Annotated in this window: 24 protein-coding genes; 6 read left to right on the top strand and 18 right to left on the bottom strand. The window is 29.2% G+C overall.

Translation table 11 applies throughout. The annotated features are described in order from the left end of the window. Positions 1–205 precede the first annotated feature (205 nt). On the top strand, positions 206–2,293 hold the full coding sequence (locus ABDZ93_RS00320; protein ID WP_343822582.1) for a peptidoglycan-binding protein: 2,088 nt from the start codon (positions 206–208) through the stop codon (positions 2,291–2,293). A 108-nt stretch (positions 2,294–2,401) separates the two neighbouring features. Here the strand turns inward: ABDZ93_RS00320 and ABDZ93_RS00315 are convergent, their stop codons facing one another. From ABDZ93_RS00315 to ABDZ93_RS00300, 4 genes are all read right to left on the bottom strand, one after another. Next, on the bottom strand, positions 2,402–2,578 hold the full coding sequence (locus ABDZ93_RS00315) for a hypothetical protein (RefSeq protein ID WP_343822580.1): 177 nt from the start codon (positions 2,576–2,578) through the stop codon (positions 2,402–2,404). A 60-nt stretch (positions 2,579–2,638) separates the two neighbouring features. After that, complete coding sequence (locus ABDZ93_RS00310; protein ID WP_343822578.1) at positions 2,639–3,433, bottom strand: DUF1835 domain-containing protein; 795 nt, start codon at positions 3,431–3,433, stop codon at positions 2,639–2,641. A gap of 399 nt (positions 3,434–3,832) precedes the next feature. Next, the gene (locus ABDZ93_RS00305; RefSeq protein ID WP_343822576.1) at positions 3,833–4,687 is read right to left on the bottom strand and encodes a DUF6544 family protein; all 855 of its coding nucleotides are present in this window, start codon (positions 4,685–4,687) and stop codon (positions 3,833–3,835) included. Next, positions 4,671–5,138: a MarR family winged helix-turn-helix transcriptional regulator gene (locus tag ABDZ93_RS00300; protein ID WP_343822574.1), complete on the bottom strand. Its 468-nt coding sequence runs from the start codon at positions 5,136–5,138 to the stop codon at positions 4,671–4,673. The genes ABDZ93_RS00305 and ABDZ93_RS00300 overlap by 17 nt, the downstream gene beginning before the upstream one ends. A gap of 369 nt (positions 5,139–5,507) precedes the next feature. On the opposite strand from ABDZ93_RS00300, the gene ABDZ93_RS00295 reads away from it, so the two are divergent. After that, positions 5,508–5,780: a DUF3795 domain-containing protein gene (locus ABDZ93_RS00295; RefSeq protein WP_343822572.1), complete on the top strand. Its 273-nt coding sequence runs from the start codon at positions 5,508–5,510 to the stop codon at positions 5,778–5,780. Between the two features lie 56 nt (positions 5,781–5,836). Here the strand turns inward: ABDZ93_RS00295 and ABDZ93_RS00290 are convergent, their stop codons facing one another. The 3 genes from ABDZ93_RS00290 to ABDZ93_RS00280 form a co-directional block, all read right to left on the bottom strand. Beyond that, positions 5,837–6,727: a serine hydrolase domain-containing protein gene (locus ABDZ93_RS00290; RefSeq protein WP_343822570.1), complete on the bottom strand. Its 891-nt coding sequence runs from the start codon at positions 6,725–6,727 to the stop codon at positions 5,837–5,839. A gap of 24 nt (positions 6,728–6,751) precedes the next feature. Beyond that, a complete protein-coding gene (locus ABDZ93_RS00285; RefSeq protein ID WP_343822568.1) occupies positions 6,752–7,189 on the bottom strand; it encodes a hypothetical protein in 438 nt (145 codons plus the stop codon). Positions 7,190–7,690: 501 nt separating this feature from the next. Then, positions 7,691–8,644: an ABC transporter substrate-binding protein gene (locus ABDZ93_RS00280; RefSeq protein ID WP_343822566.1), complete on the bottom strand. Its 954-nt coding sequence runs from the start codon at positions 8,642–8,644 to the stop codon at positions 7,691–7,693. 153 nt (positions 8,645–8,797) lie between these two features. On the opposite strand from ABDZ93_RS00280, the gene ABDZ93_RS00275 reads away from it, so the two are divergent. Genes ABDZ93_RS00275 through ABDZ93_RS00265 form a run of 3 tightly spaced genes read left to right on the top strand, consistent with a single transcriptional unit; the run spans position 8,798 to position 11,600 of the window. Continuing rightward, entirely contained in the window at positions 8,798–9,805 is a 1,008-nt protein-coding gene (locus tag ABDZ93_RS00275; RefSeq protein WP_343822564.1) for a FecCD family ABC transporter permease, read from the top strand. Then, positions 9,802–10,824 (top strand): FecCD family ABC transporter permease, encoded by a 1,023-nt coding sequence (locus ABDZ93_RS00270; protein WP_343822562.1) that lies wholly within the window; start codon positions 9,802–9,804, stop codon positions 10,822–10,824. Before ABDZ93_RS00275 ends, ABDZ93_RS00270 begins: the two co-directional genes overlap by 4 nt. Positions 10,825–10,829: 5 nt before the next feature. Next, positions 10,830–11,600, top strand: a complete 771-nt coding sequence (locus ABDZ93_RS00265) for an ABC transporter ATP-binding protein (protein ID WP_343822560.1) — start codon at positions 10,830–10,832, stop codon at positions 11,598–11,600. 755 nt (positions 11,601–12,355) lie between these two features. Here ABDZ93_RS00265 and ABDZ93_RS00260 read toward each other — a convergent pair. From ABDZ93_RS00260 to ABDZ93_RS00235, 6 genes are all read right to left on the bottom strand, one after another. Further along, a complete protein-coding gene (locus ABDZ93_RS00260) occupies positions 12,356–12,646 on the bottom strand; it encodes a GyrI-like domain-containing protein (protein ID WP_343822559.1) in 291 nt (96 codons plus the stop codon). A 254-nt stretch (positions 12,647–12,900) separates the two neighbouring features. Beyond that, positions 12,901–14,049 carry a hypothetical protein gene (locus ABDZ93_RS00255; protein ID WP_343822558.1) on the bottom strand — a complete coding sequence of 383 codons (1,149 nt, stop codon included), beginning with the start codon at positions 14,047–14,049 and terminating at the stop codon, positions 12,901–12,903. Positions 14,050–14,100: 51 nt separating this feature from the next. Further along, positions 14,101–14,688: a TetR/AcrR family transcriptional regulator gene (locus ABDZ93_RS00250; protein ID WP_343822556.1), complete on the bottom strand. Its 588-nt coding sequence runs from the start codon at positions 14,686–14,688 to the stop codon at positions 14,101–14,103. A 380-nt stretch (positions 14,689–15,068) separates the two neighbouring features. Next, a complete protein-coding gene (locus ABDZ93_RS00245; protein ID WP_343822554.1) occupies positions 15,069–15,584 on the bottom strand; it encodes a hypothetical protein in 516 nt (171 codons plus the stop codon). A 343-nt stretch (positions 15,585–15,927) separates the two neighbouring features. Continuing rightward, positions 15,928–16,803: a CPBP family intramembrane glutamic endopeptidase gene (locus ABDZ93_RS00240; protein ID WP_343822552.1), complete on the bottom strand. Its 876-nt coding sequence runs from the start codon at positions 16,801–16,803 to the stop codon at positions 15,928–15,930. 326 nt (positions 16,804–17,129) lie between these two features. After that, positions 17,130–18,008, bottom strand: a complete 879-nt coding sequence (locus tag ABDZ93_RS00235) for a helix-turn-helix domain-containing protein (RefSeq protein WP_343822550.1) — start codon at positions 18,006–18,008, stop codon at positions 17,130–17,132. Between the two features lie 568 nt (positions 18,009–18,576). Between ABDZ93_RS00235 and ABDZ93_RS00230 the strand changes: the two genes are divergently transcribed. Then, a complete protein-coding gene (locus ABDZ93_RS00230; protein WP_343822548.1) occupies positions 18,577–18,918 on the top strand; it encodes a TetR-like C-terminal domain-containing protein in 342 nt (113 codons plus the stop codon). Positions 18,919–19,109: 191 nt separating this feature from the next. Here ABDZ93_RS00230 and ABDZ93_RS00225 read toward each other — a convergent pair whose 3' ends face one another. From ABDZ93_RS00225 to ABDZ93_RS00205, 5 genes are all read right to left on the bottom strand, one after another. Then, positions 19,110–19,817 (bottom strand): DNA alkylation repair protein, encoded by a 708-nt coding sequence (locus tag ABDZ93_RS00225; protein WP_343822546.1) that lies wholly within the window; start codon positions 19,815–19,817, stop codon positions 19,110–19,112. A 331-nt stretch (positions 19,818–20,148) separates the two neighbouring features. After that, complete coding sequence (locus ABDZ93_RS00220) at positions 20,149–20,718, bottom strand: GNAT family N-acetyltransferase (protein WP_343822544.1); 570 nt, start codon at positions 20,716–20,718, stop codon at positions 20,149–20,151. A gap of 210 nt (positions 20,719–20,928) precedes the next feature. Beyond that, positions 20,929–21,414 (bottom strand): hypothetical protein, encoded by a 486-nt coding sequence (locus ABDZ93_RS00215; protein ID WP_343822542.1) that lies wholly within the window; start codon positions 21,412–21,414, stop codon positions 20,929–20,931. Between the two features lie 59 nt (positions 21,415–21,473). Then, entirely contained in the window at positions 21,474–21,617 is a 144-nt protein-coding gene (locus ABDZ93_RS00210) for a hypothetical protein (RefSeq protein ID WP_343822540.1), read from the bottom strand. Next, entirely contained in the window at positions 21,601–22,347 is a 747-nt protein-coding gene (locus ABDZ93_RS00205; RefSeq protein WP_343822539.1) for a hypothetical protein, read from the bottom strand. Before ABDZ93_RS00205 ends, ABDZ93_RS00210 begins: the two co-directional genes overlap by 17 nt. Positions 22,348–22,352: the final 5 nt, after the last annotated feature.

Below are 22,352 nucleotides of genomic sequence, written 5' to 3'. Positions count from 1 at the left end.
CCATTATATATTTTAATAACACTTTTATTGTACTCCCCTAATCTTTATCCCTCAATGAACACCTATCATTTTAAAGAAACCTATACTTTAGGACAGTTTAGCATTAATAGCTGATCTTAAACAATTATTTTTATACCATAATGTACGGGTAGCAAAACAAAAATAGATCAATATAATATATTAGATCAATATTTAGTGGTGTAAAATGGGAAAAGGATATATATTAATTCAACTTTCAAAGGAACAAGAAGCGTTGCCTGTAACAAGTGCAATGATAAGAATTAGAGATCATGAAACAAAAGATGTTGTTTTTGAGACAAACAGTGGTGTAGACGAAAGTGGCAGAAGTGAGATTATTGAGTTATATGCTCCCGATAAAAGCTTGTCATTGGAACCAATGGCTAAAACATATATTCCTTACGCTAGATATGATGTGTTAGTGAGATCAGAAGGATATAATGATGTTCAAATACAAGGAGTTAGTATTTTTGATGAAACTACTTCTATTCAAAATGTGTCATTAAATGAGAGTGTTAAAATAGGTGCAGCTGTTTTCTATAACACAACGGAAGATAGGATTGTAATACCTCCTCATCAATTATTATTGGATGTTCAAAGAGATCAGAAAACTGGTATATTATCTCAGCCTTTTGTATTAAGAGAAGTATATATACCAGAGTATATTACAGTACACCTTGGAGCACCTAGTGCATTTGCTCAAAATGTCACTGTCAGATTCGTAGATTATATTAAAAATGTTGCTTCTAGTGAAATTTATCCAACATGGCCTGAAGAATCCCTAAGAGCCAATATTTATGCACAAATAACCTTTGCCCTTAACAGAGTTTATACAGAATGGTATGTAAGTAGAGGTTATTCATTTCAAATAACAAATTCTACAGCCTATGATCAATACTTTGTACCTGGTAGAAATATATTTGAAAATATAAGCAAAATTGTAGATTCTATTTTTAATGAATATTTTTCTATAGTTAATAGCAGAGCGCCATATTTCACACAATACTGCAATGGTACAACATCTAGGTGTAATGGGTTATCTCAATGGGGAACTGTAGACTTAGCAAATGCGGGTAGAAATGCTTTTGAAATGCTACAGTATTATTATGGTAATGATAAAATACTAAAAAGAACTCCAATTATTGCGGGATTAGTAGAATCATATCCTGGATCAGCAATAAGAATCAACGATAGAAATTCCAATGTAACTATAATACAACAACAATTAAATAGAATATCACAGAATTATCCAGCTATTCCCAAGTTAATTCCAGATGGAATCTTTGGACCTAACACTGAAGCCTCCGTTAAAGTATTTCAAAGAGTATTTAATTTAGTTCAAGATGGAATAGTTGGAAGAGCAACCTGGTATAGGTTATCGGCAATTTATACTGCTGTAAAAAGATTAGCTGAATTAGATCAAGAAGTAGAACCATATACGATTATAGAAGAATTCGATGCAAGTTTTGATGGAGAATATCCTTTAGAAGGATTAAAATATGGTTCTAAAGGAGGAAAAGTAAGGGAGCTACAAGTATATTTAAGTACCCTAGCAGAGGCTTATGGGTTTAAGAAAAATGCTATAACTGGTATTTTTGATTATCAAACTCTGGAAACCTTAATGGAATTTCAAAAAGTATTTAATTTAGACACCTCAAAATCAGTTGATAAAAGGCTTTGGAATATTATATACTGTGCCTATATAGATTTAGAAGAGCTTTACTCAGTGGAGGATTTAACTAGATATCCAGGGTATGTTCTAAGGAAAAACTTTAGCAATAAAGATGTAAGAAGACTTAAGACAATGCTTAGAAAGATATCTACATTCTATAAAGAGATACCGGAAGTTAATGTTGATAGAGATTTTGATGGAAGAACACAAAATGCTGTACTAAAATTCCAAAAAAACTTTGGATTAGTTCAAGATGGTGAGGTGGATATTAATACTTGGAGGAATATTGTATTTGTGTATTTGGAATTAGACTCTGGTAGGGATATAAATATCTCAGATATTCTTTTCCCATTCCCATTTGAACTAAAACTTGGAGATAACAATGGATATGTTGCTGTTCTTAAAGAGTATATGAATGTTTTGGCTAAAAATGGATATAACATTAGAGTTCTACCTGTAGATAATATATTTGACTTAGCAACGGAAAGAAATGTTAAGAGTCTTCAAAAGGCATTTTCCTTAAGGAGAACTGGAGTTGTGAATAGAATAACCTGGGAAAAAATCGCATCAACCTATAACGATTTCTTCACCGGTAGAAGGTAAGGTAGCTTCTTAATAATTTATATAACTATGGAAAATAGCTAACTTCAACAAAAAGAGAGTAGATAAATTTGTGCTTACACAAATTTATCTACTCTCCCTTAATTTGAATTAGACTTTGAATCTTTCAATTAATTCTTGAAGTTCTAAGAACATCTGTGATAAGTTTCTACTTGAATTAGCTATTTCCTCAATGTAAGCAGTTTGCTCTTCTATTGATGCTGAAGCTTCCTCACTTCCTGCTGAGTTTACCTCTGCCACCGATGAAAGTGTTTCCATTATGATCATGTATATATTTAAACTAGATAAAAATATAATTTTTCATATGTAAAATTAATTTCAACAATATCACCTATTATTCTTTTTTATTTCCAGCTCCCTCATAAAACCTAAATTTCCTCTATAAGAAATTTTCCCATTTCTTATTAGTTCTGTTACTCTCCAAAAAATAAACGTATCAGAAACATAACTTTCAGCTCTGCCTATAACTTCTCCAATTGTTCTTGCACTATGCATAAACTTCTTACACGTATAACATAGTATCATATCATCAAAGTGATCTATGTGAGCACTTTTAACCTGATTATCCTCATAAACACGTAGATTGGAATTCTCTCTCTTCAGTTTCTCCCATAATGCCATTAAACTGAAGTACCTTTCAAAGTCCATGGATTTTCTTACTCCTATAAATTCGTCTAACTTTTCAGGTATAACCTCTCCTACAACTCGTGGTGTATATTCATTCCTTTTTCCAGTATTATAAGTAATTTCTGATACATTAATGGTATATACGTTCTGAATCTTATCCTCAAGCATTGATAAAATATGTAACATCCCACAGATTTCCTTTGCACTATTACCGTACCATAGATAAATCTCTTCATCCTTAAGTTTCATTATATCTTTAATAATTTTTTTATAATAACTCTTGATTATTTCAGAAATTTCATTTCCTTCTTCAATATATATTTTTTTAAGCCACTCAATTCTTCTGTTCATATTAGCAATATCATCTATAGGTCCGTTTGATAAATCATCAACAAGTCCTATCACTTTTTCACCTTCAATTACACTTTTTTTTATAGCATATTTCACACTTCCTATGGCACTATCAGAAAAACATATATGTATTATTTTTTTCATCATTACCTCCCGCTATAAACAATAACCTTTTTATTCTCATATTATACCATCTCTCTTTACCCTGCCTCAATAATTCATACCATCTTCAACAGATATTTCCTTTATTTAACCTGAAACCATATAAAGAAAGCAGCATAATCCTGAAATTCTACTGCTTTCTTATATTAATTTCCATGACCTATTTTTTCACCATAGACTCTCTCTAATATTCTCTTTTTACCTAACTATATATAGTCTAAATTGCAGTTATAAAATAGCCTTTCCTTTTTGCTTTAAACTATTTTGTACGCTCCACTTTGATCTTACTTGTAATATATCTTCTACAATTTCCATATCACAATTTTAGGAAAAGGGTTTCCACCTATAGACCAAACCATATCTACTGTAACTACTACTCTACTAATAGAATGTATATTCTATATCAGTACCATCAAAATATATTATATCTTCATTATCAAAATGCCACTTAGATTTTAGTCTATTAGGTAATAATAAATCATCAATATTCTTATAATCTTCATATAGCGCAGACCATTTTCTATGTTCTAATCTTCCATCATTATAGATAAGTGCTCTATCATCAGTTGTAAATTCAACAAGCTCTCCACTGTCTAAGAATTTATAAATTCCACTTGCACTTATGTTATCATATGTTATTGATACATCCACTGTATTTTTATCTATTTCTTTTATATCCACATCTCCACTTAATAGCTGTGACGGCATAAATATGATTTCGGCAAGCCAGGTCACTAAGGCTGCTCTATTCATGTCTTCCCCGCGTTGATTGAATAGAGTAATATTTTTTGCTACTACTCCCTTCATACCGCCTTCACCATTAATAAATGAGTCCAAGCCTTGAAATGGTATGCCATAAAGTGATGAATCTATAAAAGCAAATCTAGCTGGAATATCTCCAAAAATATGTTCTGAATAATCTATTTTCAATTTTTTATTCATCTCTATATTTAAAAAATCGGCATCCTTAAAATCAAAACTCACATGATTACTATTAACCTTATTAACTAGCTTAGTATAGCTATAAAAATTCTGTATGGATTGTGGTAAATTCTCCAATGTATATTTGGTATTTTTTTTATTTTCACTAATATTTTCTTCACTTTCAACTAAATAATCCTTAAGGTTTGTTTTTAATCTTGAATAAGGTACATTAAAATAAATAACTAATGTAGATACTAATAAAAAAATTACGCCTAAAATTAACCCCATCTTTCTCTTAACTCTCCTCTTCATTTTGTTTCTCCAATACCATAATATTTTTCTCTAATTGCTTTATTCCTTTAAAGACACCTAATAACATTTCTTCATCAAAATCTGCAAACAAATTTTCAATATACTTTTCTTCTCCTTCCATTCTTTGTTCAAAATAGTCTGTACAGTACTTTGTTAATTCTAATCTTTGTATTCTACCATCCTCTTTATCCTTAACTATTACTAAGAAACCCCTTCTTTCTAATATACTAGCCATCTTTTTAACATTCTGCCTTGAAGTCCCTATTCTTTCCGCAGTCATTGAAATTGTTGGTGCTTCATATCTAAAGCTAGCTATAATAGCAATTAAAAACCATTGCTTCGTAGATATATTAGAATCGAATTTATCTCCTAGTAGTTGTAATTTATTAGATAAAGCAAATATACCTCCATATATATAAGCTTCCATTTTCTTATTCTCTTTTTTATCCATTATTCATCACACTCCATAAAAATTATATTCACCAATATTTATTTATCGCAATTTAAAGGTAACTGGTTACATTTATAACTATACGTAACCAGTTACTTTATGTCAATACTTACAAAGAGATAATGGATACTTACATAATATAAATTTAGTATCTTTTAATGATAGACTTGAACTTTCAGCAATACTTAATATAATATTTTTTATACCTTTTGGATTTTTATTGCCAACATTATGGAATAATTATGGAATAATTATAGAATTATACTTATTTTTATAATTAATGCTATAATTAGTATGTAAATAGTCTATGATTCATTAGATTATAGTTAATTATTATCGTGTATAAAACGTACAGGGGGTTAAGTTTCAATGGATGATAAACAGGTTATGAGTCTGATAGGGAAATGTGGTTTTTATTGTGGTAGTTGTCCAGATTATATTCAAGGCGATTGTACTGGTTGTCGCACAGCACACCAAAAGGGAGATTGCTATACTTTTGATTGTGTGGATATACACAATATAGAATTCTGTGGAACTTGCAATAAATTTCCATGCAGTGAAATAATGACAAGAGATAAAGCAACTGTTTTAGATACCAGATGGTTGCAATGGAAAGCAGCAAAGAAAATCCCTAAAAAATAAGCATAATGCTATAATCTTCTTATTAGGAAAATTAGTAATAATTTATAAGTCTAATTTTAAAGCATAGGATAAATATATTCCCATATACATTCTCTAATTTCTTGTGAGTTTTTTTCATTAGAATTTATAGCAATAACTGCATTTTTATTTTTTAAGATAGTACATGATTGTCCTAGCATACCACTGGCACGATAGGAGCTATGTTTACCACGCCAAAAGAAGTACCCATACCCCATACAATCATCCTTTATTCCAGTATAAGTGTCTATTTGTTTCTTTGTAGCTTCTTCAACCCACTTCTTAGAGAGTATCTGCTTTCCGTTATACACGCCTTCTTGTAAATAAAGTTGTCCAAATTTACTTAGCTCATTAACGGTCAGCATAAGCCCTGTAGCTCCATATACATGTCCTGAAGGAGTAAGTTCACAGTCAGGCCTTTCTATGCCTAATGGTTCAAATAATCTTGGCATAAGATAATCTATTAAAGAGTAGCCTGTCAACTTTTCTAAAATAACGCTAACTAAATAAGAAGTGTAGCTAGTATAAATAAACCTTTCTTTAGGTTCATAGATAAGCGGTGATGTTAAACATACCTTAATCCAATCTGAATCCTTTGAGTCACCTAGCATTAAATATGAATCTTCATACCCAACTGTCATCATTAAAAGGTGTTCTATTGTTAATTTCTCTAATCTTTCTAACTGCTGTTGTGGTAGATTTTTAGGGATATGATTTTTAAAATAATCTATGACTTTGTCCTGTAAAGATATGAGTCCTTCTTCAACGGCTATTCCTACTGCTGTACTGGTAAAACTTTTTGTAATAGAATATTGATTTCTTCTTTTCTCTGGATTCCAGTGATGCTCATCAATCTTTTCACCATTTTGTAACACTACAACTCCATATAAATTTAAGTGCTTAGAATTTTCTATAAATTCTTCTAACATATTTCCCCCACCTTTCCACTTATTTTACTTAGTATTTAATAGCTTATGAATACGAGTAACTAATACATCATCCTCTTTTGCATATCTTAAATAGAAATTCAAAGATTTGGCCCAAATTTTTTGACCGTCCTTAATTACTTCTACATCCTCAACAGAAAAGTTTTCATATGAGCCTTCATAAAAAAGACAATGTATCTTTTCATCATTTATATAAAAATGAAAGTATTTAAGTCCAAGGTTTTGAATGCTTCCAATTTCGCTAGGTTTATATTCATTGAAGAATTCTCTAATCTCATTTACCTTATCAAAGGGAAATACTATATCAATATCATCCATATCAAATTCTATACCATGAGCGAATACAGCTGTAGAGCCATCAAAATGATATTGTATTCCATTATCCTCAAAAATTTTCCCTAATTGTTTTATTATTTTCCATTGGTTTTGTATTTTTATATTCATATAAGATTCTCCTTTTAATGAATTTCAATGTAGATTTAATTTCATATGACTATTAACTTATATATTTTTTCAACCTCATTCTTCTTCAGCATTTACAAAACAAATGGGAATAAGTATGTTTTATAAACGCCATAGTTAAATTTTAAATTGGTAAGTATGTCCAATAGAATTAACCTTTGGATTATTATATAACAAATAATTAAATAATGAAATTTCTAAAAAGAGCTTTACTATACTATTTTAAAGCACTCATAACCTTAATTACTATTTTTCTCAATTATTCAAAATATATCTTGACACTTTTGTGATTTTATCCTATGATATTTATATTGGTGGTGCTGAAAGTGCCATGAGTGTGTTAAAGTAACAGAAAATAAGGGTAGATTTATAAAAATCTACCCTTATTTTCTGTTATAGGTCGCGGTATACCCGTTAGTTACCCAACTCACCCCGCACAAAATCCCGGCGTACGGAATTACCACGTCTACCACAATCTTAACTTTATATTTTTCCTTCTTTTAACACATTAGTTAAATCATCAAGCATTAAATTAGCGGCTTTTATACCACCTGCTGTATTCCAAATAGTATCGTCTACTTTATAAGCTTTATTATTTTTTACAACATTTAGAGATTTAAACATTGGATCATTTAACCATTCTTCTTCTCTAGCAAGACCTTTACCATCTCCTAGTTCATAAGTAAAGTAGAACATCACATCTCCATCAGCTTCATTTAATCTTTCCTTACCAATTTCATTAACGAACTCTGTTCCTTGTTGAGCTGCTGGTCTTTTAAATCCTATTTCTTTAAGAATAGTTCCAGCAAAAGTATCTCCAAGGTATATTCTAGTTTTTCCATCCATAAATCTTACAAGTGATATTTCATTATTTAATTTATCACTATAATTTTCTTTTATATAATTAACTTTACTTTCATATGCTTGTATAGCTTTCTCACCTTCAGATTCTTTATTTAAAACTTCAGCATAGAATTTAAAATTATCTTTCCATGCACCTCTTATTGTATCTGAATAAACAGTTGGTGCTATTGCACTTAATTGGTCATATATTTTTTCATGTCTCATTTTATTTCCAATTATTAAATCAGGTTTTAAAGCAGCAATTGCTTCTACATTTGGTTCACTTTCCTTACCAACAGCCTTAACATCTGCAAGTTCACTCTTAGTATGTTCATACCAATCACCAGTAACACCGGTTATAGCTCCTACTGGTTTAACACCAAGAGTAAGGAGAGCTTCTAGACCTTCATTAGTTAATATAACAATTTTCTTTGGATTTTCAGGAATCTCTGTAGTTCCCATAGCATGTTGTGTAGATATAGTTTTAGAATCTGTGGCTTTTTCTGATGTGTTTTCTGTTTTATTAGAGCAACCAACAAATAAACTTACAATTAGCATACTTGATAAAATTGCAGATAATAATTTTTTTTTCATTTATAATTCCCCCTAAAAATAATTTAGTAAATGACATAGAATTAAATATTTATTTGTTATGGATTTTAGTACTCACTTATGATATCATGTTTGAGAAAGATTATCAATAACAATCAATATCTTTTTTCAATTACTACAGATGGAGGAGTCTATATGAAAAATATTCTTAAAAGTAATGGGGGTAAATGGATGTTACTTATATTACTTACAATATTCACTCTTATATTATGCTACTTAAGTATTACTAAAGGATTTATACATACATCTTATGATACCTTAATAGATGCATATAAAAATTTTAACAATTCTCAAGAACATATAATTATAAGAACTTCAAGAATTCCAAGAACATTAAATTCTCTTCTAGTTGGAGGTGCTCTTGGAGTGTCTGGACTTTTAACTCAAGGATTGACTAGAAATAAATTAGCCTCGCCAAGTATATTAGGTATAAATTCAGGAGCAGTATTTACTTTGGTTATAGCTCTCACATATTTTCCTAATATATCTTCACTAGGGCTTGCCTGGTTAGCCTTTCTAGGAGCACTAGGATCTTCTCTACTAGTTTATTTATTATGTGGAGGTCTTTCAGGTGACATAAGACCTATGGACTTAACATTAGGAGGTACTGCTTTAGGGGCACTATTCTTTTCCTTAGCACAAGGTATTTTATATAAAAATGAGGCTGCACTTGAGCAAGTTATTTATTGGATGACAGGTTCTGTTGAAGGGAAAAAATTAGAACTAATTGTTAAGTTTATTCCGATAATATTAGTAGTAATGATATTTACGTTACTTATTGGAAAAAAACTTAATGTATTTTCATTAGGAGAAGAAATGGCAAGATCATTGGGTATGAAAACTATATATTTTAAAATAGTTATAATAACTATAGTTGCTATTTTATCTGGTGTATCTGTGGCTTTAGCAGGTCCGATAGCTTTCATTGGACTTATAACTCCACATATAGTACATAAATTTATTGGAACGGATTATAAATGGCTAATACCATTTTCTATATTAACAGGGGCATCTATACTATTGCTTGCAGATATAATGTCAAGATTTATAATTTATCCAAAAGAAGTCCCAGTTGGTGCTTTAACTGCACTTATAGGTGGTCCTTTCTTTATATATATTGCAAAAAGGAGGGCCAGACAATGATAAATATAAGTAAAAAAGCTATTAAATTAAGTGGAATTTTACTGTGGATTACTATCTTAATGATGTTTTTTTCATTATGCCTAGGTGAAGTTATGGTAGGTCCACTAGATGTACTAAAGAGTATATTGGGAATAGATGCAGGATTTTCATCTATTTTAGTTACGAAAATAAGGTTACCAAGAGTTCTTGTTGCCTTTTTTGTTGGAGCCTCTTTAGCATTATCGGGAGCTATACTTCAAGGAGTTGTTAAAAATGATTTAGCATCTCCTGATATATTAGGTGTCGTTAATGGAGGTTCTGTTGGAGCATTAGTATTTTTAACTATTTTTATAAATCCTAAGAATAATTCATTAACAACATCTATATTATATATGCCTATATTTACTTTTATATTTTCATTTATAGCTTTAATGTCTATTTTGCTTATAAATGGAAAATCTTATTCAACAAATAAACTAATTATAATAGGAATTGGAGTCTCTGCTATTGCTAAGGCCATAGCCAATATTCTTATAATAAATGGACCAGTAATTTTTATAAAAGAAGCCACAACTTGGATAACAGGAAGTATATATGGTGTTAACTGGACACATGCCATACTGATTATAGTGATATTCAGTACTTTTGCTACATTAACATTAATATTTATTAAAGATTTAAATCTTCATCAGCTTGAAGATGAGGTTGTAATAGTTCTTGGCAATAAGCTACATAAAAGCAGGATAATACTCCTAGGCATTTCTGCTGCATTAGCAGCGGGGGCTGTAACTATTGGTGGAGGTATATCTTTTGTAGGTTTAATAGCTCCTCACATTGCAAGAAAATTGGTAGATTCAAAGTTTGAAAATGTAATCCCACTTTCAATACTTATAGGTGGAATAATAACATTATTAGCTGATTTTGTATCTAAGTGGTTATTTTATCCACAGGATTTACCTATAGGTATATTTACAGCTTTTATAGGAGCACCTTACTTTATATACCTTTTAGTTAAAAAAAGAAACTACAAAAGGGGATGATAGAAATGATAAAAGCAAAAAATTTAAAGTTATGTTATGATGAAAAAATTATATTAGATAATATTAATATAAATATAGAAAAAGGAAAAATTACTGCCTTAATTGGCTCTAATGGATGTGGAAAATCTACATTAATAAAGGCCATAGCAAGAATACTTAAACCTAAAAATGGAGATATACTCATGGAGGATAGAGATATCCTTAAAATGCCTTCAAAGGAAGTTGCCAAGCTTATGTCCATGCTTCCTCAAAGTAGTAATGCTCCAGAAGATTTAACTGTCTATGATTTGGTGAAACAAGGAAGGTACCCTTATCATAATTTATTATCATTTTGGAGTAAAAAGGATGAAAATCTAGTTTTAGAAGCCATAAAAAAGGTTGGACTTATAAACGATAAGGATATGGCTTTAAATAACCTATCTGGTGGTCAAAGACAAAGGGCTTGGATTGCATTATCTTTGGCACAAGATACAGATATCATCCTTTTAGATGAGCCTACGAATCATCTAGATATAAAGTATCAGTTAGAAATTTTAAATATTTTAAGAGATTTAAATGAAAAAGAAAATAGAACCATAGTAATGGTTATTCACGATATAAATCATGCATTAAAATATGCTGATAATATAGTTGCTATAAAGAATGGAAACATATTGGCTCACGGTCCTAAAGATGAGATTATAAATGAAAAACTTATAAAGGATGTCTTTGATGTTGAATGTAATCTTATTAATTCTCCTATAGATAACTGTAAATTATGTGTACCTTTTATTTAAGTTTTATAATAAAAATATATTAAATATAGATATTCATATTACAAACATGATGCTACTATTGAGGTATTCCACATCTTTTTCTCATACGTAGATTTAAAAATTATCCCTTATTGTAAATTAGATAAATTATTTTACAATAAGGGATAATTTTTTATGTAAATATATTTTTTACTTAAGCTGTATATTTAGTTATTATGTATTTATTCTTTTTTATTTAATTATCTTTATTAAGCCAAATATTCTAATATCCAATCCCAACAATTCTAGTATTTTTACTTATAAAAATGGTTTTAGGTAATTACAATTAAATCCTCTATGTAACGCAACATTTTAAAATATTAACTTTTTTCAATACTTTCAAATTGTTAGCTTGTATATTTTGATATACTTAATCCTAACTTCAAAATTAGAAAATCCCTGAAATCCGCATGACCACAACAACTATTTAAATAGTTGTATATTTCTATAGTTAAATAGGTTCATATTTTTATATTTAAATAGTTCCCTACTTACATTTTTTAAGGGAACTCCTAAAAAGAATTCCCTTAATTGAAACTTTAATAAAATTATAATCTTCTGATTGGGAAAAATAAATATAATTGTCCATTTTCTTCTGGACAATTGTATTCAAATACGGCACCTGCTAACTTAATATTATTATTGTCCATATAATTTAAAACATAAGAAAAGGCTTCTTCATATTCATTATCAACTTTTATATATAGGTATTCAAATGTAGGAACTGTCCACTTTATTCAAGTATCAGGTGCCTCAGCATCATCCATGACTTCTATCCCTGCTAAATATAATCCTTTTGTGAAATTCTCTTCCCAAGGGTAAAAGTTTCTTGAAAAATCACTCATCAACCCCCAGCCGCCTAAAACATTTCCCTTTTCATCTTTCTTTGCTAGAAACTCAACCTCATCAAAGTGGTTATTGGCATTTTTCCATAGCTTACTTACAAAACCGTTTCCCTCTTTCGTTGAACCTTCTTTCCCTATTACTGAAAAAGAATTTTTAATACATTTTTCGATTTTAATATTCATTTGCTTCCCCCCATATAAATTAATTGAATTGCTCTCTAATTCCCCACTTCTTTCAATTGTCAATTTATTTAATTATATACCATATAGTTTAAAAATTACAAATATTTATGTAGATGTTTTAGCAGAGCTTACAAAGGAAGGTGTATTAAAACCTAGAGAAATGATTTGGGAAGATGGCCGCCACTATGAAGTAGATAAAATAACCCTCCATAACACAGAAATGTATTATGGAGAGTTTCATGTATAACTTTAAACTATTTTATACGGTTCCACTTTGATTCTACTTGTAATATATCATCTACAATTTTTATATCACAATTCCATAAGTAAGTTTTCATCCACAGCTTACCAGGCATTGGTTGCCAACCCTTTTGAGGGTTAATTTTAAGGTTAATTGAATCATTATTTTTCTTTACCAAATATATGCCACCCATAATACCATTAACCTCATCAACAGATGCTGAAAAATGTCCTAGTATTTCTGTATTATCCTTTAATGAAATAATGTCAGGAATAGGTGGAGAAAAAGTTATTTTAATTTCACTATTGTTTTCAATTTTTTTTACGAACTTTATTTCAGGATGTGCATTGTTTATGTTAATTGAATAAATACAATTATCTATATTTATTTCATCTACATCTTTAGTAAATTCTACTGGTTTCATAATACCTGTATAATCATTATTCAACTCTTTAATATTATTAAAATAAGAATACCTAGCCAAATAAACCTTTTTAAAATTACACAAAGGAAAAAGTTTAATGGGCTTTAGACTCTTTCCATCTATCTTTACATATATATCGGTGTGCTTTTGTTCTACCATATTAAACTTTTTTAAATATATGATAGGAAATTTATCTGGGCTTTCACTCATAATACCTACAGGTGCTATAAGTCCAAAACTATCTAGTTTATTCTTATTCTCTTTTATTTTAAACTCTACAATTCTCTTTTTCCTATCTCTTAAAGATAGATATGCATCTAGCCCTTTTTCAGTTACATCAAACTGCACCTTCATAGAATCAACTTCATGTATAGTTATTTTATTCAGTAATGATTTATACCTATCCCCATCAATTTTCAGTCCCTTTGTATAGTAAATGTCTGATTCACCATCCTGCCTTCCCATAAGTACAATGTAATGTATGAAACTTTCTTGTTTCACTTGCTGTAATTCTATGGCTTTATAAGTAGTATCTCCTTGAAAATCAATTAAACAAAGCTTCTCAATTATCACTTGCTCATCTTTAAATTTAATTAATGGATAAATATATTTATTATTACCTGTCTCATAAATTGAAGGATTGTTCTTTTTATCACCTAAATACTTTTCTTCGTTAACTGGATTATTTTCAGGAACCATGAATATGGGACAAATTTTAGAAATTAATTTTCCTAACACGTATAAACATCCCCCTTAAACCTTTTAAAATATCAAAGTTTATTATTTACATTATTGAATTAGTAGTTTATATAGGTGTTTTAGATTCGAAAGAATCATTGTTTTGGTTTCCTCCCTTTTGCTTATAAAACTTCGACTATTAATCCACTTACACAATTCACCATGTAAATAGCTATGTAACATATCGCCAATTAAATTTGCTTTTTCATTTGAAATGTTATTATTACCGGCTTTTATAAATTCTGAAAAACCCTCTCCTGGTTTATGCAATATTTTAGTAACTTCAGGAGAAGGATTTCCACCTATAGACTCAAACCATATAAATTTATACCATCCAGGATGTTCCATAGAAAAATCAATTAAATTGGATAAAATCAAGAAAAATCTTCCTTCATCATCTTTCTCATTACTTAAGCCCTTGCTGGAATAATCCATCATCATAAGAAGCACCTGACCAAGTGATTCCCAAAATATTTCGTCCAGACTGCTAAAATAATTATATAAATTTGTATGAGCACACCCAATCTTTTTAGCAATATCTCTTAAGGTTACATTCTTTATTCCTTCATTTTTGTCAATCAAGCTTAATGTAGCTTCTAAAATAATTTCCTTACTTACATGTTTTTTATTGTTTTTCAATTTACTCTCCCTCTTTCATTACCAATGGTAATTACCACTGGTAATACCATACCAATTTTATTACATTATGTCAATAAAATAAAGTAACCATATCCTTTATATGTTTTTAAAGTTTCACTTAGAAATAGGTCATTTCTTATTCAGTCTAATTTATTATTTCCACTAACATATTGTTTTAAAAATAATGGGACTATCTCATTCTAAAATCATTTTTATTTTGAGACAATCCCATTATATATTTATATGTGCATAACATCTATTAATTTTATATTAATCTAAATTTCCCATCCTATCATGCTAATTTTAATAAAGTCTATGTTGCTTATGCTACAGTTCGCTATAAAAATTCTAAACTTGTGTATAAAGAAAAAACAACTAATCTAATCAATTCCTACATCATCCAAAAGCACACTACCCTTTTTAGTTTTATTAAATACAAAATCTATCCTTTCAAGTTCTTCTGGAGTAAATTTTGAATTAACCTTTTTGAAGTCATTTAAACTAAAAATATATCTTTGAAATATAGCTTCACTATCTGGACTAAGGCTATTAAATGGGATTTTTAAAATTCTTGTTTTTAATGTGTTTTGTAATGGTTGAAAATAACTTATTGGTAATTCAGCAGTATTACCACTTTTATCATATACTTTTATACTTAAATCTATTAGCTTATCATTATTATTATCACCATCTGCTAATGAAAATACCAATTTGCTATTTCTTGTAATATTAATCCCTGAAGTTGGTAAATTTATAATATAAGCTGGAATATAGGTATCTTTTGGGACTTCCCAGGATAAATGAGCTGAGTTATTATCTATATTGTCTTTCTTTTGTCTGAACACTACCGTCCCCAAATAAATAAAAAGATTTTTAAAAAGATTCTTCTTTTCCATTCCAATCAATACTTTCTAGCTTAACATTCTTCCACAAATACTTCTGATAACGTATCTTAGTCACAATAGTTTTTTTCTAGAACATATTATATCATCTTTTTACTCCAAATTTCACCAATCTAAGACAATTGACATGATCACAATCAAGATGCATCAGAAGGATATAATCCAAACAAGCTGGTTTTATAGCAATTTTTAATGTCTATTCTTTTTTCTATTTTCCCTAATTTACAAAATATAATAAAGAATAATAGCAGTCCCTTATAAATATTAGAACTACTATTTCTTAAAATATTAAATTTAATTTCAATAAACTGAATAATTTCACAATTTCATAATCAATTTAATTGTTTTTTAACTTACTTAATCTTTTCTTCAATAAATTGAAAGAAAATGCAGTTAATATAATAATCATAATTGTAGTTGCAATACCGCCTTCAAATCCGAAACTTCCACCATGAATTAAGTTATCTCCTTCAACTCCTACTGTCTTTAGTATAGATGAGAAAGGTATAATCCCACTAATCTCTATTCCAAATACTGGCCCCAACATAAAGTTCCAAATAGTATGTAACCCACCAACTAGATATATATTTTCTGTAGCATAATAGAGAATTGAAAAAACTAGTCCAGCTAAAGTTAAATTAATAACTGCAATTATAGTTACACCATCATTAAGTAAATGAAATGTTGAAAATAATAATGAATTAACAATAATTCCAGCAAGAACTCCATACTTTGAAGAAATAGAATTCATGATGAATCCTCTACAAACAACCTCCTCCATAAGACCTTGGGCAATAAATCCAATAAAACCAATAATAATGAAAGTCCAATTTGTTTGACTTAAGTTTGAGGTAACTGTTACTGAGCCAGTAATATAGTTTATTATAAAAATTCCAATCAAAAATATAAGTCCAATTAATAAACCAAAAGAATAATTTTTTACTATTCCTTTCTTTGTGAATCCAAATGAGTTAACTTTACGTTTTTCAACTACCTTAGAGTATCCTAACATAAATAGAATCACTGGAATATTAAGAAACAATGTATATAATTCACTTATTAGGGTAGAGCCATTTTTAGTCATTTCTGATAACGGCGTAACAAATAATATCTGAATGAAGAAAATGAATATAATACCTAATAGTACCTTCCAAATCCCCCCTTTTCTTTGCTGTTTTGTTAATTCCATTAAATTATTTAATGGTAAATTCATATAACCACTCCTTTTTTGTTTAACTGTAGCTAGGCTAAAATTTTTTTAATTAATATACGCTTTTTGTAACAAGACTTCTATAGAATTTCATTCAATCATTTTCCTTAATGAATTATAAATTATGTCAATGAAGAAAATATAAATCTAATAGCTACAACGTTATTCTATATCAAATTTGCCTCATTTTATTTTTGGTCCTATATTTAAGACTTAAATGAAAATACTACTTGCCTATAATAAAATTAATAAAAGTATGGTTATTTATAAATCTTATTCTAGCATGAATAATATTAAGATAGAAAAGAAGCCTGAGATAACAATTTTGATTATTTCAGTCCCTTCCTCCATCTTATTAGTAATGATTCATACGTTTCTGCAATTGATGTATATCCTAATTCATTTAATATATCTATTTCATGCTTGCATTTTTCAAATCCAAGTCTTAAATTTTTTGTCATCATTACAATTGCAGAAGATAAAAAATCTCCTATAATTCTAGTCATAGCTCCCTCAATATCTTTATTAATTTCTCTTAACTTCTTTAATGTTTCTGTAGCTTCAACAAAATGTTTCCTTTCAATAAACACCTCAGAAATATTTAGTAATAACACCTGGAATACGCTTTTCCCTCTACTATAGTCCTCATATATCTCCAAAGATTTTATCGCTTCTTTGTAACAAATATATTGTTGGTTGAAATTATAATACTGAATTGTATTTGTAAATAATTGAATTTCATAAAGTGTCCAAGTTTGAACGCTCATTAAATAATCGTATATGATCTTCTTGTCTTCATTAGAAATAACTTTATAGTCGAATGTTTTAGTTTCAAAAAAATGACTAGTTAAATCTAATCTCGAATGTGCTACTGCAGCCTTTATTTTCGCTAAATTCGTATCCTTTTCATACTCTTCTTGATATAAATCACGTAGTAAATCTATACTATTTTCATTACATGCTATAGCAAATCTTTGCCAGAAGCCAGCTCTACCAGTTACCTCCCTCTTCTTTAATAAGAAAAAAAATTCATCTGGATTAATAGAAATTCTTACTAATATTTCTCTAAAAATAGATACTGGTATTTCATGCTTTCCCTTCTCAAATTCAATTGAATAAGACTTAGACAAAATCCCAGTATATACTTCCTTTTGACTTAATCCTTTATCTAAACGTATTTCTCGTATCAATTTACCATATTCAATCATCATATTTCCCCATTCTATGCCTTAAATATTACAATTAATATTCCTTTATTGTTAATTATATAGCCTTTAATATGTTCTAACAATTAAATTATACTCTTAATACTCTTAAATTATGCTCTTAATACTCTCCAAAATCCACTAAATAGCTTTAGTCTGCTAAGTATTGAAGTTATTTTAGAATTGCTAAAATCTTAATGTATAATTAGAGTAAGAAATAGTAGCTCCATATGCAATCCGATGCTACTACTTCTTATAGTATTAAATTAATACGTTTTTCATCAACTTTAAAGTTAACATCCTTAAAATGCAATTGTTCAACTCTTTTTTCTGAAAGATTAGTAAATGGTCTATCTATTATATAAGGACTTTTCTCATAATTAAAAACTTGTTTTTTAATAATTTTCGCTGCTATTTCTTCTATTTTTTTATTTATGAACTTAAATGTCTCAAGATAATTAGAACTACATTTTACTTACATTATCAAGATAAATATAATTTGCTAGATAAAATAGAAAATGAAACTTTAAATGGACTTAAAAATATTGCTGTTGATTTACCCGTAGAATAAATGGTAAAAAACGGTCTTTTTAATGGAAACCCTTATTTAATTTTGCTTAATATTTATAACTACGTTAAAGAAAATAAGCAATTCTTTAAATTAATAATGAGCGAAAGCGGTGATCCATCTTTTTACTACAAATTGAATGAAACAATGAAAGAGACAATTTACGATAATATGGATATAAAGAGACTGAAAATTCCAGTACATTATGCAATAGGATTTCAAACTAGTCTAATTAATGATTGGATAAAAACAGATATGAAAGAAACTCCAGAAGAAATTGTTAAAATAATTACTGAAATTATGCATGATGTACCTAAAAGCATGTATGAATACTATAAAGAGTAGAATTTATATTTATTCTAAATTCTACTCTTTATGCTTTTAATCTAATTACACTCGATAATTTATTAACTTTTAATCTCTTAGATTTCTTTATTTATTTTGTTTCTCCAAAGATACGCTTCACCATTACAGCACCAACTTGGTTTTTCTGTTCTTATTAACAACTGGATAACTTCTATGTATGGTACCATACTTTAACATCTTACATGTTTACGTTTAAAGCCTAGTCTTCCTTTATCAACTGCATTTTGAATATATTCTGTTGCAACATTTGTTTGGCAGAGGGTTTTGCCCATAAAAACATCTACCTTTCCTACTTTTTGAGCAATTTTCTTTGCTTCTTCATGAAGGGGCAAATATGAAATTCCAACGGACATAATAAAATTGTTCATGGCATATTTAGTACGGTTTGGCTGGTTGTGTATCGTGTCACCTACCCTATTGAGCATTGCTAAAAGTTTGTCCTTGTCAAATTCACTGTCTTTGCGAGTGCCTAATAGCCAATCATAGCAACTCCAGCCAGCCGACATTGTTAATTCTTCACCGCTATCGATCCAACGGTCGGAAACGGTAAAGGCAATATCTGTTTCGGCAAGGGTTACTGCCACAATGTAGTCTGAAATCATATGAAAATAAGCGCCTTCTATCCATCGGTTAAAATCTTCTTCCACCATTTTTTTTGGCTCAGCAATCATGCCGGCTAAATACATGGCATCATAATTTCCTGATGCATAAAGCTGCTCTGCTAAAGGCTGGTTGTATTTTATTTTCTTAAAAATCGGCTTCATAGCGCTTATTGTTACTCCAAAAACAGGCTCTTTCGCACCTTTGCTCATGTAATTTTTTTTCGTACGCTCTGTCCCAAGAGACTTTAGTTCATCCATGATTTCGGTTAGTTCCATTTGTAACATCTCCTTAAAATTTATAATAAAATTCGTTACTTGGTAATATCAACGGCAACGTTTCTTAATGACTATTATAATACTTTTGTGAGTTTTCAACTATCAAAAAACTAAAAAATCAATGGAAAATTGAATTCCTACTGGCTATGAAAATTCCTAATGGTATAGTTCACCGTGATAGGCATAACGTAGACTTTTTTTATATTCAACACATTCTAATAGAATGCAACATTTATCTGCTCCAGCTGTTTCTTTGCCAACCTATACCAATGTCCTCAAGAATTAAAATAAGAACTTTTATTAAACCCCTTACCTATTTATATATAGTACCTTAGTAGTTATAATTATTTGTGTTATTTATGACATAAATCATATTGTCAGTCCATGCATCAGATTCAAAAATAAATCCTTTTCGGATACACTCAAACTTCATTCCCGCTGCTTCTGCTGTCTTTTGAGAAGCTATGTTATCCAAATTTATATGTGCCTCTAGCCGATGAAAGCCAAGTTCCTTAAAAGCTATATCAATCATAACCTTCACCATCTCACTTCCATAACCCTTACCCCAATGTTGGTTGAGTAGCCAATACCCAACTTCTGCCCACTGAAAATGACCTCGCTTAATAGTTTTTATAATAACTCCACCGATATAACTCCCATCTTCCTTTTTAAATACTCTAAACTCATAGAACCTATCACTTTTTGCATATTGTATATAAGTATCTACATATTCTTTACAGAAATCTTCTGTAAAAACGTCTGTTAATTCGATTTCTTCTTCGTGTTTATTTTGTCGTGTACCTTGACCTTTCAAACTTTCTAGAATAGTTTTGAAATCATCTTCCCTCATTGGTCTAATTACAAGCCTTTCAGATTCTCTTCTAATACTCATAAAATCCATTCTTTTTTCCCCCCACAAAATTATAATAATTACTTGTATATTTTCTTCAAACCAACCGCTTTAATCATATATTGAAGCTACAATATATGATTAAATTATAACTGAAAATATTAAGTAATAATATGTAAAGTTTAATTATATATGTAAATACACAAAACAGCCAGTTCATCAACTGACTGCTTTTCTTCTATTTTTTCTATAAATTAATATTTATTTATCATGTTCCGTTCTTAGCTTAATTGGTATAAATGTTTCCATCTGTGCCCATCCCTGTGCCTTGATAATATCCTGAGGAGTAATAATATGTCCCATACTATAATGGTTATTGCGTTCATCCAATTCAAATAATTCTGATTTATTAATGTATTCTATAGCCTCATTATACAATTTACTACTCATTTCTTCATCGCCATCTCTATATGTGTAAGTAAGATAATATCCTCCATCAAAGTCAACTACATCGTTACTACCGCTATCCATGTCCTCATTTAGCGCCCACCACCAAACCATACCTTGTTCTACAGGATCAAAAAATAAAAAATCTCGTGGCATAAAGTCATCTCGTGGTAATGGCTTAATATCAGAAAAATATGCATCAAACTTTCCCAATATTCCTTCTGCAGAAAAATCAAAATTTTTATCAACGCCTGATGAAGCAGCTTTAAACGGTGGTAATGAAACAATTCTGAATTTCACACTCTCATCTCCTTGTATATATTCCAATAATTTCATTTTATATAATTATAACATATCTCCTAACCCAATATACTTTTATCATATTTATTACTCTTCTTTATGACATAATCTTTAATTGAATAGATATCAATAGTATGGGCTTCTCCAGTATAATGCAGCCATAAAATCAACTCATCTTTACCATCATTATCTAAATCTTTCATATAAATTCTTTGTATACCTATCTAAAATTTCTTTGTGCCCTTTCATATAAGCTCCCATATCTACTACTTTTATATCATTGTTTAATAAGTTTACAAAGCTTTCTATATAACCTATGGTATCTGCATTATTAACTCCAATCACTCTCTGTCTTAAAAATAAATAATAGTTTTTTTCAGATACAAGCTTAATTGGAAATGCCTCATTAATTGCTGAAATGGTAGGTACTTCTTTTGATTTAACTTTCTTATTTTCATCATATATCATATTTAAATATATAGTTGGGCTTTGTGAAATATCAAAAGTAAATTTTTCCTTTAAGGTAACTGACTCTACTAGAACTTTATATTCATCTAAATACTTTGCCGTGAATACATACTTTTCTGAAAACATATCTGGATTAAATATTTCTACAAGCTTTCCATCTATGTAATCATAAATCGCTGCTATAGCATATCCTCCTGATCCTCCATATTCACCTCTTACCATTATTTCACCTTTTCTATCACCATTAAAATCTCCTAAAAAAAGTTCTAAATCATAACCACTATACGGTATTTTTGTAGTTATAACAGATCCATCTTGTTCATTTACTACTATATTCACATTTTCTACATAGCCACTATCTTTATATAAATAAGTTCCTACTAAAATTACTTTATCATAACTATGTTTTTTAGTTATATTTCCAACTTTAACGTCTATTATTGTTTGATTAGTTAGATTATACATACACA

It is taken from the genome of Clostridium subterminale, assembly GCF_039521425.1.
Classification (GTDB): Bacteria; Bacillota; Clostridia; order Clostridiales; family Clostridiaceae; genus Clostridium_J; species Clostridium_J subterminale.
The sequence above is the reverse complement of the archived record's forward strand: the minus strand, read 5'-3'. Positions and strand labels throughout refer to the sequence as shown.

Bases quoted from the DNA above. Each gene is read 5' to 3' on its own strand.
- ABDZ93_RS00295 (WP_343822572.1), top strand. From the start codon at position 5,508: ATGGATGATAAACAGGTTATGAGTCTGATAGGGAAATGTGGTTTTTAT.
- ABDZ93_RS00265 (WP_343822560.1), top strand. From the start codon at position 10,830: ATGATAAAAGCAAAAAATTTAAAGTTATGTTATGATGAAAAAATTATA.
- ABDZ93_RS00220 (WP_343822544.1), bottom strand. From the start codon at position 20,718: ATGGATTTTATGAGTATTAGAAGAGAATCTGAAAGGCTTGTAATTAGA.
- ABDZ93_RS00275 (WP_343822564.1), top strand. From the start codon at position 8,798: ATGAAAAATATTCTTAAAAGTAATGGGGGTAAATGGATGTTACTTATA.
- ABDZ93_RS00205 (WP_343822539.1), bottom strand. From the start codon at position 22,347: ATGTATAATCTAACTAATCAAACAATAATAGACGTTAAAGTTGGAAAT.
- ABDZ93_RS00260 (WP_343822559.1), bottom strand. From the start codon at position 12,646: ATGAATATTAAAATCGAAAAATGTATTAAAAATTCTTTTTCAGTAATA.
- ABDZ93_RS00320 (WP_343822582.1), top strand. From the start codon at position 206: ATGGGAAAAGGATATATATTAATTCAACTTTCAAAGGAACAAGAAGCG.
- ABDZ93_RS00315 (WP_343822580.1), bottom strand. From the start codon at position 2,578: ATGATCATAATGGAAACACTTTCATCGGTGGCAGAGGTAAACTCAGCA.
- ABDZ93_RS00225 (WP_343822546.1), bottom strand. From the start codon at position 19,817: ATGGAACTAACCGAAATCATGGATGAACTAAAGTCTCTTGGGACAGAG.
- ABDZ93_RS00240 (WP_343822552.1), bottom strand. From the start codon at position 16,803: ATGAATTTACCATTAAATAATTTAATGGAATTAACAAAACAGCAAAGA.
- ABDZ93_RS00270 (WP_343822562.1), top strand. From the start codon at position 9,802: ATGATAAATATAAGTAAAAAAGCTATTAAATTAAGTGGAATTTTACTG.
- ABDZ93_RS00290 (WP_343822570.1), bottom strand. From the start codon at position 6,727: ATGTTAGAAGAATTTATAGAAAATTCTAAGCACTTAAATTTATATGGA.
- ABDZ93_RS00300 (WP_343822574.1), bottom strand. From the start codon at position 5,138: ATGGATAAAAAAGAGAATAAGAAAATGGAAGCTTATATATATGGAGGT.
- ABDZ93_RS00310 (WP_343822578.1), bottom strand. From the start codon at position 3,433: ATGAAAAAAATAATACATATATGTTTTTCTGATAGTGCCATAGGAAGT.
- ABDZ93_RS00210 (WP_343822540.1), bottom strand. From the start codon at position 21,617: ATGAAAGATTTAGATAATGATGGTAAAGATGAGTTGATTTTATGGCTG.
- ABDZ93_RS00245 (WP_343822554.1), bottom strand. From the start codon at position 15,584: ATGGAAAAGAAGAATCTTTTTAAAAATCTTTTTATTTATTTGGGGACG.
- ABDZ93_RS00305 (WP_343822576.1), bottom strand. From the start codon at position 4,687: ATGAAGAGGAGAGTTAAGAGAAAGATGGGGTTAATTTTAGGCGTAATT.
- ABDZ93_RS00285 (WP_343822568.1), bottom strand. From the start codon at position 7,189: ATGAATATAAAAATACAAAACCAATGGAAAATAATAAAACAATTAGGG.
- ABDZ93_RS00235 (WP_343822550.1), bottom strand. From the start codon at position 18,008: ATGATTGAATATGGTAAATTGATACGAGAAATACGTTTAGATAAAGGA.
- ABDZ93_RS00280 (WP_343822566.1), bottom strand. From the start codon at position 8,644: ATGAAAAAAAAATTATTATCTGCAATTTTATCAAGTATGCTAATTGTA.
- ABDZ93_RS00230 (WP_343822548.1), top strand. From the start codon at position 18,577: ATGGTAAAAAACGGTCTTTTTAATGGAAACCCTTATTTAATTTTGCTT.